This window comes from Streptomyces sp. 17_S59 (genome assembly GCF_056930295.1).
The window spans coordinates 2,441,898-2,456,473 of record NZ_JBXOWD010000001.1 but is presented as its reverse complement, the minus strand read 5'-3'; the positions used below and the strand labels follow the sequence as shown (position 1 = coordinate 2,456,473).

Below are 14,576 nucleotides of genomic sequence, written 5' to 3'. Positions count from 1 at the left end.
TCTCACCCTACGGGGCGTTCCCGCTGGCCGGGCAGGCGTGGGGTGTAGAGGTCGGACTCCGGCTTGCCCGGGTCCGGGGTGGTGACCCCCGGGCCGGCGGGATGAGCCGACGCATGACCGATATGCCCGCTATGTGGCGGTGGGGCGCCCAGCGGTGCGCCCGTCACGGCATGGCTGGCGGCCATGGCCGTGCGCCGCATCGCCATCAGCGACGCCTCCCCGGGGCGCGGCTCGACCGGCTCCGGCCGGTCGAACCTGTCCCCGCGGTCGCCCCGCTCCGCGCGCTCCGCCCGCTCGCTCCGCTCCGGCCGGTCCGCGCCACTCTGCGGCCGGCGGGCCCGGTAGGCGGCCCGGTAGGCGGCGGGGGAGGACCCCAGCTGCCGCCGGAAGTGGCCGCGCAGCGCGACCGGCGAGCGGAAGCCGCAGCGGCCGGCGACCTCGTCCACGGAGTAGTCCGAGGTCTCCAGGAGCCGCTGCGCCTGGAGCACCCGCTGGGTGATCAGCCACTGGAGCGGCGCGCTGCCGGTGAGCGAGCGGAACCGCCGGTCGAAGGTCCGGCGGGACATGTACGCGCGGGCGGCGAGCGTCTCCACGTCGAACTGCTCGTGGAGGTGCTCCAGCGCCCAGGCGACGACCTCGGCGAGCGGGTCGGCGCCGATCTCCTCCGGTAAAGACCTGTCGAGGTAGCGCTCCTGCCCGCCGCTGCGGCGGGGCGGCACGACGAGACGGCGGGCCAGGGCCCCCGCGGCGTCGGCGCCGTGGTCGGTGCGGACGATGTGCAGGCACAGGTCGATGCCTGCCGCGGTGCCCGCGGACGTCAGCACGTCACCGTCGTCCACGAAGAGCTCCCGGGGGTCCACATGGACCGACGGATAGCGCTTCGCGAGCGTGGGCGCGTACATCCAGTGGGTGGTGGCGGGCCTGCCGTCGAGCAGTCCCGCGGCGGCCAGTACGAAGGCGCCGGTGCACAGCCCGACGATGCGGGCGCCCTCCTCGTGGGCCCGGCGCAGCGCGTCGAGCGCGGCGGCGGGCGGCGGCTGGGTGATCGATCGCCAGGCCGGCACCACGACGGTGCCCGCCCTGGAGAGCGCCTCCAGGCCGTACGGTGCGGTCAGTTCCAGGCCGCCGGTCGTTCGCAATGGCACATCTTCACCGGCGCACACCAGCAATCGATAACGCGGGACCCCGGCATCCTGCCGGTCGATCCCGAATACGGAGAGCGGAATGGAGCTTTCGAAAATGGGGCCGCCGCTGAAAAGCAGTACAGCGACAATCTCCCGGCGGCGGCGTCCGGAGAGCTTGCGCGCGGTCTCCGGCAAGGTCGTGGAGTCCTGGCTCATGGCGCTAAGCCCCCCTCGGCGGTCGAGTCCTCTCGGTCCTGCACGTTTCCCCTCGGTCCTGAACGGTTCCCCCGCCGGTCATGGCCAAGATCGAATCTACTGCGTCGTTTGGTGACGCGATGACCAGTTCACCACCCGCCTCTAAGTCGACATGACAACTTGGCGCGAAGCGTTCGATCACGAAGCGTTGCACTTGCAGGGCTCGGTGAAAAGTACGCCTCTCGCCCATGCCCACTCTCCGTAGGCGGCAACCGCCCTGTGGGGCGCTTTCCTTGCTGGTCGACCGGCTGTTGGGAGGCCCTCCGGACAGGGTGTGAAGTTCGGCCTGAACTTGGCTGAAAACCATCGGGTCCAGGCGTGCGAGAGGGTCGTTCCAGGGGGTGGCGGCGGCTCGTTCCGAGGGGTGCCGGGAGGCGGCGGAGGGGGTCAGTCCAGAGGGTGCCCGGCGCCCGCGCGCCGGCCCCCGCGATGGCTGCCGGCGCCGGTGCGGCCGTGCCTGCCGCGGTGGGGCGCGGACTGCTCGGCCGAGACCCGGGCGGCAGTGCGCTCGGACTGGCGCAGCAGGGCCCGGCAGGCGCAGGTGAGGGCCACCAGACCGGCCGCGGTACCGGCCGCGCCGCCGAAGGACTGACCGCACATCAGCAGGACGACCGGTACCAGGGCGCAGCTGAACGCCGCCCAGCGGACCACGTCGCTCACCGGATCGGGGGACGCCGTCTCGGCGGGGTCCTCGCGGGCGTCTTCACGGGTTCCGGGCACGGAGCGGCTCCCTGCTGGCGGCTGCTGGCGGTACTACAACGGCGGGCCCGGGGTCCGGGTCACTGGGGGAGCCGGTGGCAGGCGGAGGAGCCGGGGCCATTGCGCTACGCGCCGCGCTCGTGCATGCTCCGGGGAACGCCCGCGGGGGCCGTGCCCTGCACGGCAGCCTCTGGGCAGGCGGCGACTGTCGCCGTACCCTGGGGGGTAAGCACTTGAAAAGATGAATCCCGGACGGATTTCGCCGTCCAAGATCCATCAGCTGGCGCGCCCCTCGACAACTCCAACCAGCCCACCGCCGATCCCCTCAGCACGAGGACTTCCTTCGCCGAGACACCGATGGCCGGTCACGAATTCTCCGAACCCGCGGACCGCAAGCGGATCGCCGATCAGACGGCGAATCCAGAAGCGGCGGAAGAAACACGTCGTTCCTGCGATCCGGCATTCCAGCACGGCGTCGTGGTGGGCTTCGACGGTTCCATGTCGAGCGAGCGAGCGCTTGCGTATGCAATCGGTATGGCACGTCGCGCCGGCTCCGGCCTGATCATCGTCCATGTGGCCAACCGGCTGCCGACGACCGTCTGGGCGGGCTGTGAGCCGCCGGTCTTCGTGGACGTCCCCGATCACCGCACGGAGGTCCTCGGCCTGGAACTGGCCTGTGCGGACCATCTGTCCGAGGTGCCGTGGATCCTGGTGGAGCGCGGTGGGGACATCTGCCACGAACTCGAAGAAGTCGGGCGGGAGTACGCGGCGGACGCGATCGTGGTGGGTTCCACGCACGGCCTGGTGGGCCGGATCTTCGGCTCCGTGGCGGGCCGGCTGGCGCGGCGGGCGCAGCGGCCCGTGGTCGTCATTCCCTGACGGCTCCCGGCGGCTCCCGGCGGCTCCTGCGCCTCTTGCGAAGTCTCAACTCCCGTGCGCCACAAGGGTTTGGCGCACCGCGCGGCATGGTGCGGCCCCGGAATCTACTCGTGCGTAGAGGTGGGCCGGGCTCCGGCGGCGGGTAGAACACCGGCACAGGACGCTGTGCGTGCTGCCGGGCGGGAGGTGACGGTTCCCGTGACCGGCGGCATCACCGCCGGCGCGAGGGCGACGCCGGCGCAGGGGAGGCGGCTCCCCGCCGCGTGGTGGCACGGCGGGGAGCCGTCCTCTCGGACCTGTCGCGGACAGGTGCGGACAGGTACGAGAGTCGGTGCGGCCCGTTGCGGGCCGGGGCGGCCTACTCGACCGTGACGGACTTCGCCAGGTTGCGCGGCTTGTCGATGTCGCGGCCCATGGCCTTGGCCGTGTAGTAGGCGAAGAGCTGCAGCGGGATGCCCATGAGGATCGGGTCCAGCTCGTCCTCGTTCTTCGGCACCACGATCGTGTGGTCGGCCTTCTCCTGCTCCTGGTGCGCAACGGCGAGGATGCGGCCGCTGCGGGCCTTGATCTCCTCCAGCGCGGCGCGGTTCTTCTCCAGCAGCTCGTCGTCCGGCACGATCGCGACGGTCGGCATTGCGGGCTCGATCAGGGCCAGCGGGCCGTGCTTCAGCTCGGAGGCCGGGTAGGCCTCGGCGTGGATGTACGAGACCTCCTTGAGCTTCAGCGAGGCCTCGCGGGCCACCGGGTAGCCGCGGACACGGCCGATGAACATCATCGACTTGGCGTCGGCGTACTCCTTGGCCAGCTCCTCGATCTGCGCCTCGTTCGCCAGGATCTCCTCGATCTGCGCGGGCAGCTTGCGCAGGCCCTCGATGATCCGCTTGCCGTCGGCGACGGACAGGTCGCGGGTGCGGCCGAGGTGCAGGGCGAACAGGCCGAAGGCGACCACCATGTTGGTGAAGCACTTGGTGGAGACGACGCAGACCTCGGGGCCGGCGTGCACGTAGATGCCGCCGTCGGTCTCCCGGGCGATCGCGGAGCCGACCACGTTGACCAGGCCCAGGACGCGGGCGCCCTTGCGCTTCAGCTCCTGGACGGCCGCGAGGACGTCGTAGGTCTCACCGGACTGGGACACCGCGATGTAGAGGGTGTCGGGGTCCACGACCGGGTTGCGGTAGCGGAACTCGGAGGCGGGCTCGGCGTCGGCGGGGATCCGGGCCAGCTCCTCGATCATCTGGGCGCCGATCTGGCCGGCGTGGTACGAGGTGCCGCAGCCGAGGATCTTCACCCGGCGCACGGCGCGGGCGTCGCGGGCGTCCAGGTTCAGGCCGCCGAGGTGCACGGTGGAGAAGCGGTCGTCGATGCGGCCGCGCAGCGCGCGGTCCACGGCGTCGGCCTGCTCGTGGATCTCCTTGTGCATGTACGTGTCGTGGCCGCCCATGTCGTACGACTCGGCCTCCCACTCCACGGTGGTCGGCTGGGCCGAGGTGCGGGAGCCCTCGGTGGTGTACGTGCGGTAGTCGTCGGCCTTGAGGGTGGCCATCTCGCCGTCGTCGAGGGTGACGACCTGGCGGGTGTGGGAGACCAGGGCCGCGACGTCGGAGGAGACGAACATCTCCTTCTCGCCTATGCCCAGGACCACGGGGGAGCCGTTGCGGGCGACGACGATGCGGTCCGGGAAGTCGGCGTGCAGGACGGCGATGCCGTAGGTGCCCTCGATGTGCTTGACGGCCTCGCGGACCTTCTCCTCCAGCGTGCTGGCCTCGGAGCGGGCGATGAGGTGGGCCAGGACCTCGGTGTCGGTGTCGGAGACGAAGACGAAGCCCTCGGCCGTCAGCTTGGTGCGCAGCTCGGAGGCGTTGTCGATGATGCCGTTGTGGACGACGGCCACCTTCTCCTCGGCGTCGAGGTGCGGGTGGGCGTTGACGTCGTTCGGCGCGCCGTGGGTGGCCCAGCGGGTGTGGGCGATGCCGGTGGAGCCGTTGAAGCGCTTGGGGAGGCGGGCCTCCAGCTCGCGGACGCGGCCCTTGGCCTTGGCGGACTTCAGGCCGCCGGCCTTGCCGCTGGCGTGCAGGGCGATGCCCGCGGAGTCGTAACCGCGGTACTCCAGGCGCTGCAGCCCCTCCAGCAGCAGCGGCGCGACATCACGCTTGCCGATGTAGCCGACGATTCCGCACATGAATGACCCTCCCAGGTGAGCGTTCGAAGATGACGGGACGACGAGGTGGCGGCGTGCGGCGGCCGTGCGGGGCCGCCGGATGCCGTCCCGGCCGGATCAGCCGTAGACGATGCGGCGCAACTGCCGCAGCGAGAGTTCGGGCGGTGCCACCGCGCGGTGCGGCAGCTCGGCCGCGATCCGCTCGAAGATCTCCGCGTTGTTCAGCCCGCCGGACTGAAGCTCGCGGTGGCGGCGGCGGACGAACTCCTCTGCCGTCTCGTCGAAGTACGCGAGCACGTCCAGCACCACCCGGGCGGCCTCGCCGCGCTGAAGCGGCGTGCTGCGCACCAGGTGGTCGACCAGGTCGTCGTGGGACATGCGGCGTTCGAGCACCCGTCGATACTGAGGGGTGCGAGACGGTTTCGCAAGAATCCTGCCCGATTTCGGGCAGGAGTGCCAGTGAATGTGGGGTGAATCGGCTAGAAACGCCGCAGGATGGCCTGTTTTGCCGCGCCGAACTCCTCGTCGGTGAGGATTCCGGCGTGATGCAGCTCACCCAGCTCGCGCAGGCGGCGCAGCAGGGTGTCGTGATCGTCGCCGCCGGAGGGCTCCTCCGGTGCGCCCTGGGGCGCGGCTGCGGGCAGGGCGGCCGGGGCGGCGTGCGGCAGGGCGAGGGCGGTGGGGGAGGCGGGGGCGGCGGAGGGGTGCGGCAGCCGGGCCGTCACGGCGGCGGCCACCAGCGCCATCAGGGGGTCCCTCTTGAAGCCGTGCAGCTCGACGGCGTGCGGATCGTGCTTGGCCTTGACCTTGGCCGGTGCGCCCGGGACCACGAAGCGGAGGTAGCCGTTCTCGAAGCCCGCCGAGGGGAGCCACTCCACGGCGGCGATCCGCCCCAGGGGCAGCTCCTGCGGACCGGCGGACCTCTTCGACTCGTCGGCCATCCAGTTCCACTCCAGCCGGACGCGCCCGCCGTCGAAGGAGGCGGTTCCCTCGCCCGAGATCACCGAAAGAGGGACGGCCGGGCCGGGCAGCAGATAGCGGTCGGCGGGGCCGTCCGGCACCTGCTCCAGCAGCAGGGCGTTGCGCACCTCGTCCACGAAGTACTCCGCGACGCCCCAGCGGTCCTGCGCGACGCCCAGCTGGTACGGGTCCGCTCCCTCCGGCAGCCGGCCGCGGACGACCTGGGACAGCGGGTCGGCGCCGTCGCGCAGCCGCAGCCGGAGCCGTCCGCTCTTGCGGCCGGGCTCGAAGGAGAGACCGGCCACCGCCGCCAGCGGCACGGCCAGCTCGCCCAGCGACTGCCGGAGGGGGTGCACCCCCCGCTCCCGGCCCGGCACGATGCGTATCGTGCCGCCGTCGAACGTCCAGGTGCCGTCCTTCTGCAAGATCTCAGCCATGATCGAATTCTCGCAGGCCGGGCCGGAGGCTGGGAGTGCGTATTCCGTGCGTATGCAGAGCGAGGGAGCGTGCATTTACGCGGCGGGCAGCCCCAGTTCGCGGGCGATCAGCATCCGCTGCACCTCGCTGGTGCCCTCGCCGATCTCCAGGATCTTGGAGTCCCGCCACATCCGGGCCACCGGGTACTCGTTCATGAAGCCGTACCCGCCGTGGATCTGGGTGGCCTCGCGGGCATTGGTGACCGCGATCTCCGAGGAGTAGAGCTTGGCCAGCGCCGCCTGCTTCTTGAACGGCTCGCCGTGCACCAGGCGGGAGGCGGCGTCGCGCCAGGCGATCCGGGCCGTGTGCGCCCGCATCTCCATGTCGGCGATCTTGAACTGGATGGCCTGGTTGGCGCCGATCGGCCTGCCGAACGCCTCGCGCGTCCCGGCGTACGAGACGGACTCGTCGACACAGCCCTGGGCCAGGCCCGTGGCCAGGGCGGAGATCGCGATGCGGCCCTCGTCCAGTATCCGCAGGAACTGGGCGTAGCCCCGCCCCTCCTCGCCCAGCAGGTTGGCCGCGGGCACCCGCACGTCGGCGAAGGACAGCTCGCGGGTGTCCGAGGCGTTCCAGCCGACCTTGGAGTAGGGGGCCGCGACCGTGAAGCCCGGAGTGCCGGAGGGCACGATGATCGAGGAGATCAGCGGCCTGCCGTCCGCCTGGTGGCCGGTGACGGCCGTGACCGTGACCAGGCCGGTGATGTCCGTGCCGGAGTTGGTGATGAAGCACTTGGTGCCGTTGATCACCCACTCGCCGGTGGCCGGGTCGATGCGGGCGGTGGTGCGGGTGGCGCCCGCGTCCGAGCCGCCGTCGGGCTCCGTCAGGCCGAAGGCGCCCAGCATCTCGCCGGAGCAGAGCTTCGGCAGCCAGGTGCGCTTCTGCTCCTCCGTGCCGAAGCGGTGGATCGGCATCGCGCCGAGGGAGACGCCCGCTTCGAGGGTGATCGCCACGGAGGAGTCGACGCGGGCCAGCTCCTCCAGGGCGAGGCAGAGCGCCAGGTAGTCGCCGCCCATACCGCCGTACTCCTCGGGGAAGGGCAGCCCGAACAGGCCCATGCGGCCCATCTCCCGCACGATCTCGTACGGGAACTCGTGGCGCTCGTAGAAGTCGCCGATCTTCGGGGCGACGACGTCGTGTGCGAACTCCTCCACGGTGCGGCGGAGTTCCTCGTGTTCCGGTGACAGGCGGTGGTCCAGCGACATGACTTACGGCTCCTGGTGGGAGGGCTCCTGGTGGGAGAGAGCGCGAACGGTGCGGGAGGGGCTGGGTCGGCCCAGGTGACCGGCCATCCACACGCTGGTGGCGGTGAGACGGCCGAGGTCGACCCCGGTGGAGATACCGAGGCCGTGGAGCATCCAGACGAGGTCCTCGGTGGCGAGGTTGCCGGTGGCGCTCTTGGCGTACGGGCAGCCGCCGAGGCCGCCCGCGGAGGCGTCGACGGTGGTCACGCCGTGCCGCAGGGCGGCGAGGGTGTTGGCGAGGGCCTGGCCGTAGGTGTCGTGGAAGTGCACGGCCAGCCGGTCGGTGGGCACGCCCGCCTCGCCGAGCGCGGTCAGCAGGGCCGTGACGTGGCCCGGGGTGGCGACGCCGATGGTGTCGCCCAGGCTCAGCTCGGTGCAGCCGAGGTCCAGGAGGCGGCGGCCGACGCGGACCGTCTGCGCGATGGGCACGGCGCCCTCCCAGGGGTCGCCGAAGCACATCGACAGATAGCCGCGCACGCCGACGCCCGCGCTCCGGGCGGCGTCGATCACCGGGGCGAACATCTCCAGCGACTCGTCGACCGTGCGGTTGAGGTTGGCCTTGGCGAACGACTCGGTGGCGCTGCCGAACACGGCGATCTCGCGCACGCCGAGCGCGAGGGCGCGGTCGAGGCCGCGCCGGTTGGGTACCAGCACGGGCAGGCGGGCCGGCACGCCCTCCAGCAGGGGCATCAGCTGCTCGGCGTCGGCCAGTTGGGGCACCCACTCGGGGCGCACGAAGCTCGTCGCCTCGACGGTGGCCAGGCCCGCGGCGGCCAGGCGGCGGATGAACTCCGCCTTGACCTCCGTCGGCACGACCGCCTTCTCGTTCTGCAGGCCGTCGCGGGGGCCGACCTCGTGGATGCGGACGCGGGCGGGGAGGGCGGGGTCGGGGACGACCATGGGGAGGGCGGAGTGGGTCATGACTCCTCCTGGGGCGCGGCGGGCGCGGCGGGCGCGGCGGGGGTGACCACGGCCAGGACCTGGTCCATGGCGACCGTGCTGCCGGGGGTCACGTCCAGCTCCGTGACGGTGCCGGCGTGGGGGGCGGCGATGACGTGCTCCATCTTCATCGCCTCGACGACGAGGAGGCTCTGGCCCGCGGCGACCTCGTCCCCCACGGCCGCCTTGACGACGGTGACCGTGCCGGGCATGGGGGCGGCGAGGGTGCCGGCGTGGGCGCCGGCGGCGCCGCCGCGGAGGCTGGCTTCGACGGGGTCGTACGGCACGAGGTGCCAGGTGTCGCCGTCGCGGGCGAGCCAGGTGCCGCCGTCGGGGGCGGGGGTGACGGTGAAGGTGTGGGTGCGGCCGTGGAGTTGGAGGGTGAGTCTTTCCCCAACCCCGCCCCTTCCCGAAACTGGGGGCAAGCCCCCAGACCCCCGGCAGGGGAAGGACACCGGGGGCAAGCCCCCGGGCCCGAGGGCGGGCAGCAGCTTCGCGCTGCGGGCTCCCTGCTCCTGGGCGGGCGGCTGCTGCGCGCCGCCGACAGGCCCCCCGGTCCCCGGGGCGGGCAGCAGCTTCGCGCTGCGGGGGGTGGACGGTCGGTCCAGGGCTCCGGGCTCTGTGGGCTGCTGCGCGCCGCCGACGGTCCCGGGAAGCAGGCCCCCGGCCCCCCGGGAAGGCAGCAGCTTCGCGCTGCGGGGGGTGGCCGCTCCCGGCTCCGCGGGCGGCTGCTGCGCGCCGCTGGGGGCGGCCGAAGTGGCTTGTTGGGGCAGGCCCTCGCGCTCGTGGGCGGACGGCGCAGTGACTGGTGGGGTCCCCGTGGGGGCGTTCAGGAGGAACTGGGCGTCCGATACCTGGCCGCGTACGCGGATCGTTGCCGGGGCGTGGCCCGGGACGCGGAAGTGGTGGGCGGTCCAGGCGGGTTCGCCGCCCAGGCGCCAGCCGTTCGGCACCGAGAACGGGTCCGTCCAACCGGCAGCGCGAAGCTGCTGCCCACCTGGGGGCCTGGGGGCTTGTCCCCAGTCTCGGGAAGGGGCGGGATTGGGGAACAGCTCCGCCTGAAGCAGCAACCCACCCGCCACGTACACCTCCTCCGGTACCTCGCCCGGCACCAGCGTCGCCGCCTCCCGGTCCACCAGCCCCGTGTCGAGCGCGCCCGACTTCACATCGGGGTGCGCCAGCAGGCGGCGCAGGAAGCCGATGTTCGTGTCGACGCCCAGCACGACCGTCTCCGCCAGCGCGGCCCTCAGCCGCCGCAGTGCGGTCTCCCGGTCCGGGCCGTGCGCGATCACCTTTGCGAGCATCGGGTCGTACGACGTCCCCACCTCGCTGCCGGGGGCGAGCCCGGAGTCCACCCGGATCCCCTCGCCCGCCGGCTCCGACAGCGCCAGCACCGTGCCCGCCGAGGGCAGGAAGTCGACCCGGTCACCGCCCGGGCTCACCCGCGCCGTCTCGGCGCAGATGCGCGCCTCCACCGCGTGCCCGGTGAGCGTCACGTCCTCCTGGGCGATGCCCAGCTCCTCGCCCGCGGCGATGCGGAGCTGCCACTCCACCAGGTCCAGGCCGGTGATCAGCTCCGTCACGGGGTGCTCGACCTGGAGGCGGGTGTTCATCTCCATGAAGTAGTACGAGGACGGATCGCCGCCCGGCACGATGAACTCCACCGTGCCCGCCCCCGCGTATCCACAGGAGCGCGCGGCCTGTGCCGCGGCCTCGCCCATGGCGGCGCGCGTGGCGGCGTCCAGCAGGGGGGAGGGGGCCTCCTCGACGATCTTCTGGTGGCGGCGCTGGAGCGAGCACTCGCGCTCGCCGAGGTGGATCACCCGGCCGTGGCCGTCCGCCAGCACCTGGATCTCGATGTGCCGGGGCCGGTCGACCCAGCGCTCGACGAGCAGCGTGTCGTCGCCGAAGGAGCCGCGGGCCTCGCGCCGGGCGGCGGCGATCTCCTCGCCGAGCCGTGCCTCCTCGCGCACGAGCCGCATGCCCTTGCCGCCTCCGCCCGCGGAGGGCTTGAGCAGCACCGGCATGCCGATCTCCCGCGCGGCCGCGGCCAGCTCCGCGTCCGAGAGGCCGCTGCCGGAGGAGCCCGGCACCACCGGCACGCCCGCCGCCCGGACCGTCTCCTTGGCGCGGATCTTGTCGCCCATCAGCTCGATGGCCGAGGGCGGCGGGCCGATGAAGACGAGCCCGGCGTCCGCGCAGGCGCGGGCGAAGGCGGCGTTCTCGGCGAGGAAGCCGTAGCCGGGGTGGACGGCCTCGGCGCCGGACCGGGCGGCGGCCTCCAGGAGGCGCGGTATCGACAGATAGCTCTCCGCGGCGGCCGCAGGGCCGATCCGCACCGCGGTGTCGGCCTCCAGGACGTGCCGGGCACCGGCGTCCGCGTCGCTGAACACGGCCACCGAGCGGATGCCGAGGGCCCGCAGGGTGCGGATGACCCGCACGGCGATCTCGCCTCGGTTGGCGACAAGGACAGTCTCGAACATGCTCCGCCTCACATCCGGAAGACGCCGTAGCCGGGCGCCGCCCCGTCCCTCGCGGGAAGCGGCGCATTGGCACACGCGGTCAGGGCCAGACCCAGCACCTGCCGGGTCTCCAGGGGGTCGATGACCCCGTCGTCCCACAGCCGGGCGGTCGCGTAGTAGGCGTTGCCCTGCGTTTCGTACTGCTCGCGGATCGGGGCCCGGAAGGCGGCCTCCTCCTCCGCGCTCCACTCCTCGCCGCGCGCCTCCAGCTGGTCGCGCTTGACGGTCGCGAGCACGGAGGCCGCCTGTTCGCCGCCCATCACCGAGATCTTGGCGTTGGGCCACATCCACAGGAAGCGGGGCGAGTAGGCGCGGCCGCACATCGAGTAGTTGCCCGCGCCGTACGAGCCGCCTATGACGACCGTCAGCTTGGGGACCCGCGTGCACGCCACGGCCGTCACCATCTTGGCGCCGTGCTTGGCGATGCCGCCCGCCTCGTACTGCCGGCCGACCATGAAGCCGGAGATGTTCTGGAGGAAGACCAGCGGGATCCCGCGCTGGTCGCACAGCTCGATGAAGTGGGCGCCCTTCTGGGCGGACTCGGAAAAGAGGATGCCGTTGTTGGCGACGATGCCCACCGGGTGGCCGTGGATGCGGGCGAAGCCCGTCACCAGCGTCTGCCCGAACTCGGCCTTGAACTCGGCGAATCGGGAGCCGTCGACGATGCGGGCGATGACCTCGCGCACGTCGTACGGCGTCCGGGAGTCCACCGGCACCGCGCCGTAGAGCCCCGCGGGGTCGGCCGCGGGCTCCTCCACCGGCTCGACTCCCCAGGGCAGGGGCCCGCGCTCGGGGAGCGTGGAGACGATGGTGCGGACGATCCGCAGGGCGTGGGCGTCGTCCTCGGCGAGGTGGTCCGTGACGCCCGAGACCTTGGAGTGGACCTCGCCGCCGCCCAGCTCCTCCGCCGTGACGACCTCGCCCGTCGCGGCCTTCACCAGCGGCGGGCCGCCCAGGAAGATCGTGCCCTGGCCGCGCACGATCACGGCCTCGTCGCTCATCGCCGGGACGTAGGCGCCGCCGGCCGTGCAGGAGCCGAGGACCGCCGCGATCTGCGGGATACCCGCGCCCGACATGCGGGCCTGGTTGTAGAAGATCCGGCCGAAGTGCTCGCGGTCGGGGAAGACCTCGTCCTGCATGGGCAGGAAGGCGCCGCCGGAGTCCACCAGGTACAGGCAGGGCAGCCTGTTCTCCAGGGCGATCTCCTGGGCGCGCAGGTGCTTCTTCACCGTCATCGGGTAGTACGTGCCGCCCTTGACCGTGGCGTCGTTGGCGACGATCACCGCCTCGCGGCCCGAGACCCGCCCGATCCCGGCGATCACGCCCGCGGCCGGGGCGGCCCCGCCGTACATCCCCTCCGCCGCCAGGGGCGCGATCTCCAGGAACGGCGATCCGGGATCCAGCAGGGCGTCCACTCGGTCGCGCGGCAGCAGCTTGCCGCGCGACGTGTGCCGCGCCCGGGCCCGCTCGCCCCCGCCCAGCCGCGCGGCGGCCAGCCTCTCGCGCAGCTGCGCCGCCAGCTCCCGGTGTGCGGCCTCGTTGGCCCGCCAGGCCTCGGCGACCGGATCCGCGGCGCTCCTGAGCACCGGTGCCTGCTGCATGTCCTCGAGCTCCCTTGCTCGGTTAATGAGCGTTAACACATCCGCCTTCAGGTTAGCGACCACTAACGCCGCTGTCTAGAATTGATTTTCGTGAAGGAAACAGCGCCCCGGACCCAGGCAGGCCCCGCCGCCCCCACCCGCCGCGAGCAGATCCTGCGGGAGGCCGCCCGGCTCTTCGCCGAGCGCGGCTTCCACGGCGTCGGCGTGGACGAGATAGGGGCGGCGGTCGGCATCAGCGGCCCCGGCCTCTACCGCCACTTCGCGGGCAAGGACGCGATGCTCGCCGAGCTGCTGGTGGGCATCAGCGGGCGGCTCTTCGCGGGCGGCCGCAAGCGGGTCGCCGAGGCCGCCGGGGCGGGCGGCGGGCCGGCCGCCGTGCTCGACTCGCTCATCGACGGCCACATCGACTTCGCCCTCGACGACCGCGCGCTGATCACCCTCCACGACCGCGAGCTGGGTCAGCTCCGGGACAGCGACCGCAAGCTGGTCCGGTCCCTCCAGCGCCAGTACGTGGAGCTGTGGGTCGACGTCGTCCGGCAGCTGCACCCCTGCGCCGCCGAGGCCGAGGCGCGCGCCGCCGTCCACGCCGTCTTCGGCCTGCTCAACTCCACCCCGCACCTCGGGCGCACCGGCACCCTGCCGGCCAGGGCCGCCACTGCCGCCCTGCTGCGGCGCCTCGCCATGGGTGCGCTGGGTGCGCTGTCGGACGGCGGCCGTTCCGGTCTGGACAGCCCGGTGACTGGCCGGTAACTTTCGCTGAGCAAGCGCTTATTAACGATGGAACGGACGTCGCGTAAGGACCGCAGGCCATGAGCGAGCCCCTCACCCCCCTGGACACCCTGCTCGGGCTGCTCGACCTGGAGCAGATCGAGCGCGACATCTTCCGGGGCACCACCGACCGCCAGATCCTGGTGCCGCGCGTCTTCGGCGGCCAGGTCGCCGCCCAGGCCCTGGTCGCCGCCGGGCGCACGGTCCCCGCCGACCGGCTCGCCCACTCGCTGCACTCCTACTTCCTGCGCCCCGGCGACCCCGCCGTGCCCATCGTCTACACCGTCGACCGCATCCGGGACGGCCTCTCCTTCACCACCCGCCGCGTCGTCGCCGTCCAGCACGGCCAGCCGATCTTCCACCTCTCGGCGTCCTTCCAGACGTACGAGGAGGGGCTGGAGCACCAGGAGCCGATGCCGTCCGCGCCGGACCCGCTCTCCCTCCCCACGGCCGCGGAGATGCTCCCCGCCCACGCCGGGCTGCTCGGCGGCGAGGACGTCGTGCAGCGGATCCTGGAGGCGCGCGAGTCGGTGGACCTGCGGTACGTCGACGGGCCGCCGTTCGCCAGCGTGGGGGAGCCCCGCGAGCCGAAGTCGCAGGTTTGGTTCCGGACGAACGGCAAACTGGCGGACGACCCGCTGCTGCACGTCTGCCTGGCCACCTACGTCTCCGACATGACGCTCCTGGACTCGGTGCTGCTCGCCCACGGCCGCGGCGGATGGGCCGTCGGGGACGTCGTCGGCGCGAGCCTCGACCACGCCATGTGGTTCCACCGGCCGTTCCGGGCGGACGAGTGGCTGCTCTACGACCAGGAGAGCCCCACGTCGCAGGGCGGCCGGGGGCTCGCCAGGGGGCGGATCTTCACCCAGGACGGTCAGCTCGCGGTCTCCGTCATCCAGGAGGGCCTGATCCGCGTCCCGCGCCGCCGCCGCGGCTGAACGGCGTGCGGC

12 protein-coding genes are annotated in these 14,576 nt (G+C 72.7%); 3 read left to right on the top strand and 9 right to left on the bottom strand.

What is annotated here, in order from left to right:
• Nucleotides 1-2: 2 nt before the first annotated feature.
• Nucleotides 3-1,340, bottom strand: coding sequence for a helix-turn-helix domain-containing protein (locus AC1Z4A_RS10715; protein WP_483677703.1), 1,338 nt, complete (start codon nucleotides 1,338-1,340; stop codon nucleotides 3-5).
• 426 nt (nucleotides 1,341-1,766) lie between these two features.
• Nucleotides 1,767-2,099 (bottom strand): hypothetical protein, encoded by a 333-nt coding sequence (locus AC1Z4A_RS10710; RefSeq protein ID WP_483677702.1) that lies wholly within the window; start codon nucleotides 2,097-2,099, stop codon nucleotides 1,767-1,769.
• A 336-nt stretch (nucleotides 2,100-2,435) separates the two neighbouring features.
• Here AC1Z4A_RS10710 and AC1Z4A_RS10705 point away from each other — a divergent pair, with 336 nt between their 5' ends.
• On the top strand, nucleotides 2,436-2,957 hold the full coding sequence (locus AC1Z4A_RS10705) for a universal stress protein (RefSeq protein ID WP_483677700.1): 522 nt from the start codon (nucleotides 2,436-2,438) through the stop codon (nucleotides 2,955-2,957).
• Nucleotides 2,958-3,315: 358 nt separating this feature from the next.
• Here the strand turns inward: AC1Z4A_RS10705 and glmS are convergent, their stop codons facing one another.
• The 7 genes from glmS to AC1Z4A_RS10670 all read right to left on the bottom strand — a co-directional run bounded on the left by glmS (nucleotide 3,316) and on the right by AC1Z4A_RS10670 (nucleotide 12,858).
• On the bottom strand, nucleotides 3,316-5,136 hold the full coding sequence (gene glmS, locus AC1Z4A_RS10700) for a glutamine--fructose-6-phosphate transaminase (isomerizing) (protein WP_483677699.1): 1,821 nt from the start codon (nucleotides 5,134-5,136) through the stop codon (nucleotides 3,316-3,318).
• 96 nt (nucleotides 5,137-5,232) lie between these two features.
• On the bottom strand, nucleotides 5,233-5,508 hold the full coding sequence (locus AC1Z4A_RS10695; protein ID WP_190111646.1) for a hypothetical protein: 276 nt from the start codon (nucleotides 5,506-5,508) through the stop codon (nucleotides 5,233-5,235).
• An 86-nt stretch (nucleotides 5,509-5,594) separates the two neighbouring features.
• On the bottom strand, nucleotides 5,595-6,512 hold the full coding sequence (locus tag AC1Z4A_RS10690; protein ID WP_483677697.1) for a DUF4429 domain-containing protein: 918 nt from the start codon (nucleotides 6,510-6,512) through the stop codon (nucleotides 5,595-5,597).
• Between the two features lie 75 nt (nucleotides 6,513-6,587).
• Nucleotides 6,588-7,751 (bottom strand): acyl-CoA dehydrogenase family protein, encoded by a 1,164-nt coding sequence (locus AC1Z4A_RS10685; RefSeq protein WP_483683557.1) that lies wholly within the window; start codon nucleotides 7,749-7,751, stop codon nucleotides 6,588-6,590.
• A gap of 9 nt (nucleotides 7,752-7,760) precedes the next feature.
• Nucleotides 7,761-8,717, bottom strand: a complete 957-nt coding sequence (locus tag AC1Z4A_RS10680; RefSeq protein ID WP_483677695.1) for a hydroxymethylglutaryl-CoA lyase — start codon at nucleotides 8,715-8,717, stop codon at nucleotides 7,761-7,763.
• Nucleotides 8,714-11,218, bottom strand: a complete 2,505-nt coding sequence (locus tag AC1Z4A_RS10675; protein ID WP_483677693.1) for an acetyl/propionyl/methylcrotonyl-CoA carboxylase subunit alpha — start codon at nucleotides 11,216-11,218, stop codon at nucleotides 8,714-8,716. The genes AC1Z4A_RS10680 and AC1Z4A_RS10675 overlap by 4 nt, the downstream gene beginning before the upstream one ends.
• A gap of 8 nt (nucleotides 11,219-11,226) precedes the next feature.
• Complete coding sequence (locus AC1Z4A_RS10670; protein ID WP_483677691.1) at nucleotides 11,227-12,858, bottom strand: carboxyl transferase domain-containing protein; 1,632 nt, start codon at nucleotides 12,856-12,858, stop codon at nucleotides 11,227-11,229.
• Nucleotides 12,859-12,948: 90 nt separating this feature from the next.
• Between AC1Z4A_RS10670 and AC1Z4A_RS10665 the strand changes: the two genes are divergently transcribed.
• On the top strand, nucleotides 12,949-13,608 hold the full coding sequence (locus AC1Z4A_RS10665; protein WP_483677689.1) for an SACE_7040 family transcriptional regulator: 660 nt from the start codon (nucleotides 12,949-12,951) through the stop codon (nucleotides 13,606-13,608).
• Between the two features lie 59 nt (nucleotides 13,609-13,667).
• Nucleotides 13,668-14,564: an acyl-CoA thioesterase II gene (gene tesB, locus AC1Z4A_RS10660; RefSeq protein ID WP_483677687.1), complete on the top strand. Its 897-nt coding sequence runs from the start codon at nucleotides 13,668-13,670 to the stop codon at nucleotides 14,562-14,564.
• The last annotated feature ends 12 nt before the right edge of the window (nucleotides 14,565-14,576 follow it).

Bases quoted from the DNA above. Each gene is read 5' to 3' on its own strand.
- tesB (WP_483677687.1), top strand. From the start codon at position 13,668: ATGAGCGAGCCCCTCACCCCCCTGGACACCCTGCTCGGGCTGCTCGAC.
- AC1Z4A_RS10690 (WP_483677697.1), bottom strand. From the start codon at position 6,512: ATGGCTGAGATCTTGCAGAAGGACGGCACCTGGACGTTCGACGGCGGC.
- AC1Z4A_RS10675 (WP_483677693.1), bottom strand. From the start codon at position 11,218: ATGTTCGAGACTGTCCTTGTCGCCAACCGAGGCGAGATCGCCGTGCGG.
- AC1Z4A_RS10705 (WP_483677700.1), top strand. From the start codon at position 2,436: ATGGCCGGTCACGAATTCTCCGAACCCGCGGACCGCAAGCGGATCGCC.
- glmS (WP_483677699.1), bottom strand. From the start codon at position 5,136: ATGTGCGGAATCGTCGGCTACATCGGCAAGCGTGATGTCGCGCCGCTG.
- AC1Z4A_RS10670 (WP_483677691.1), bottom strand. From the start codon at position 12,858: ATGCAGCAGGCACCGGTGCTCAGGAGCGCCGCGGATCCGGTCGCCGAG.
- AC1Z4A_RS10715 (WP_483677703.1), bottom strand. From the start codon at position 1,340: ATGAGCCAGGACTCCACGACCTTGCCGGAGACCGCGCGCAAGCTCTCC.
- AC1Z4A_RS10680 (WP_483677695.1), bottom strand. From the start codon at position 8,717: ATGACCCACTCCGCCCTCCCCATGGTCGTCCCCGACCCCGCCCTCCCC.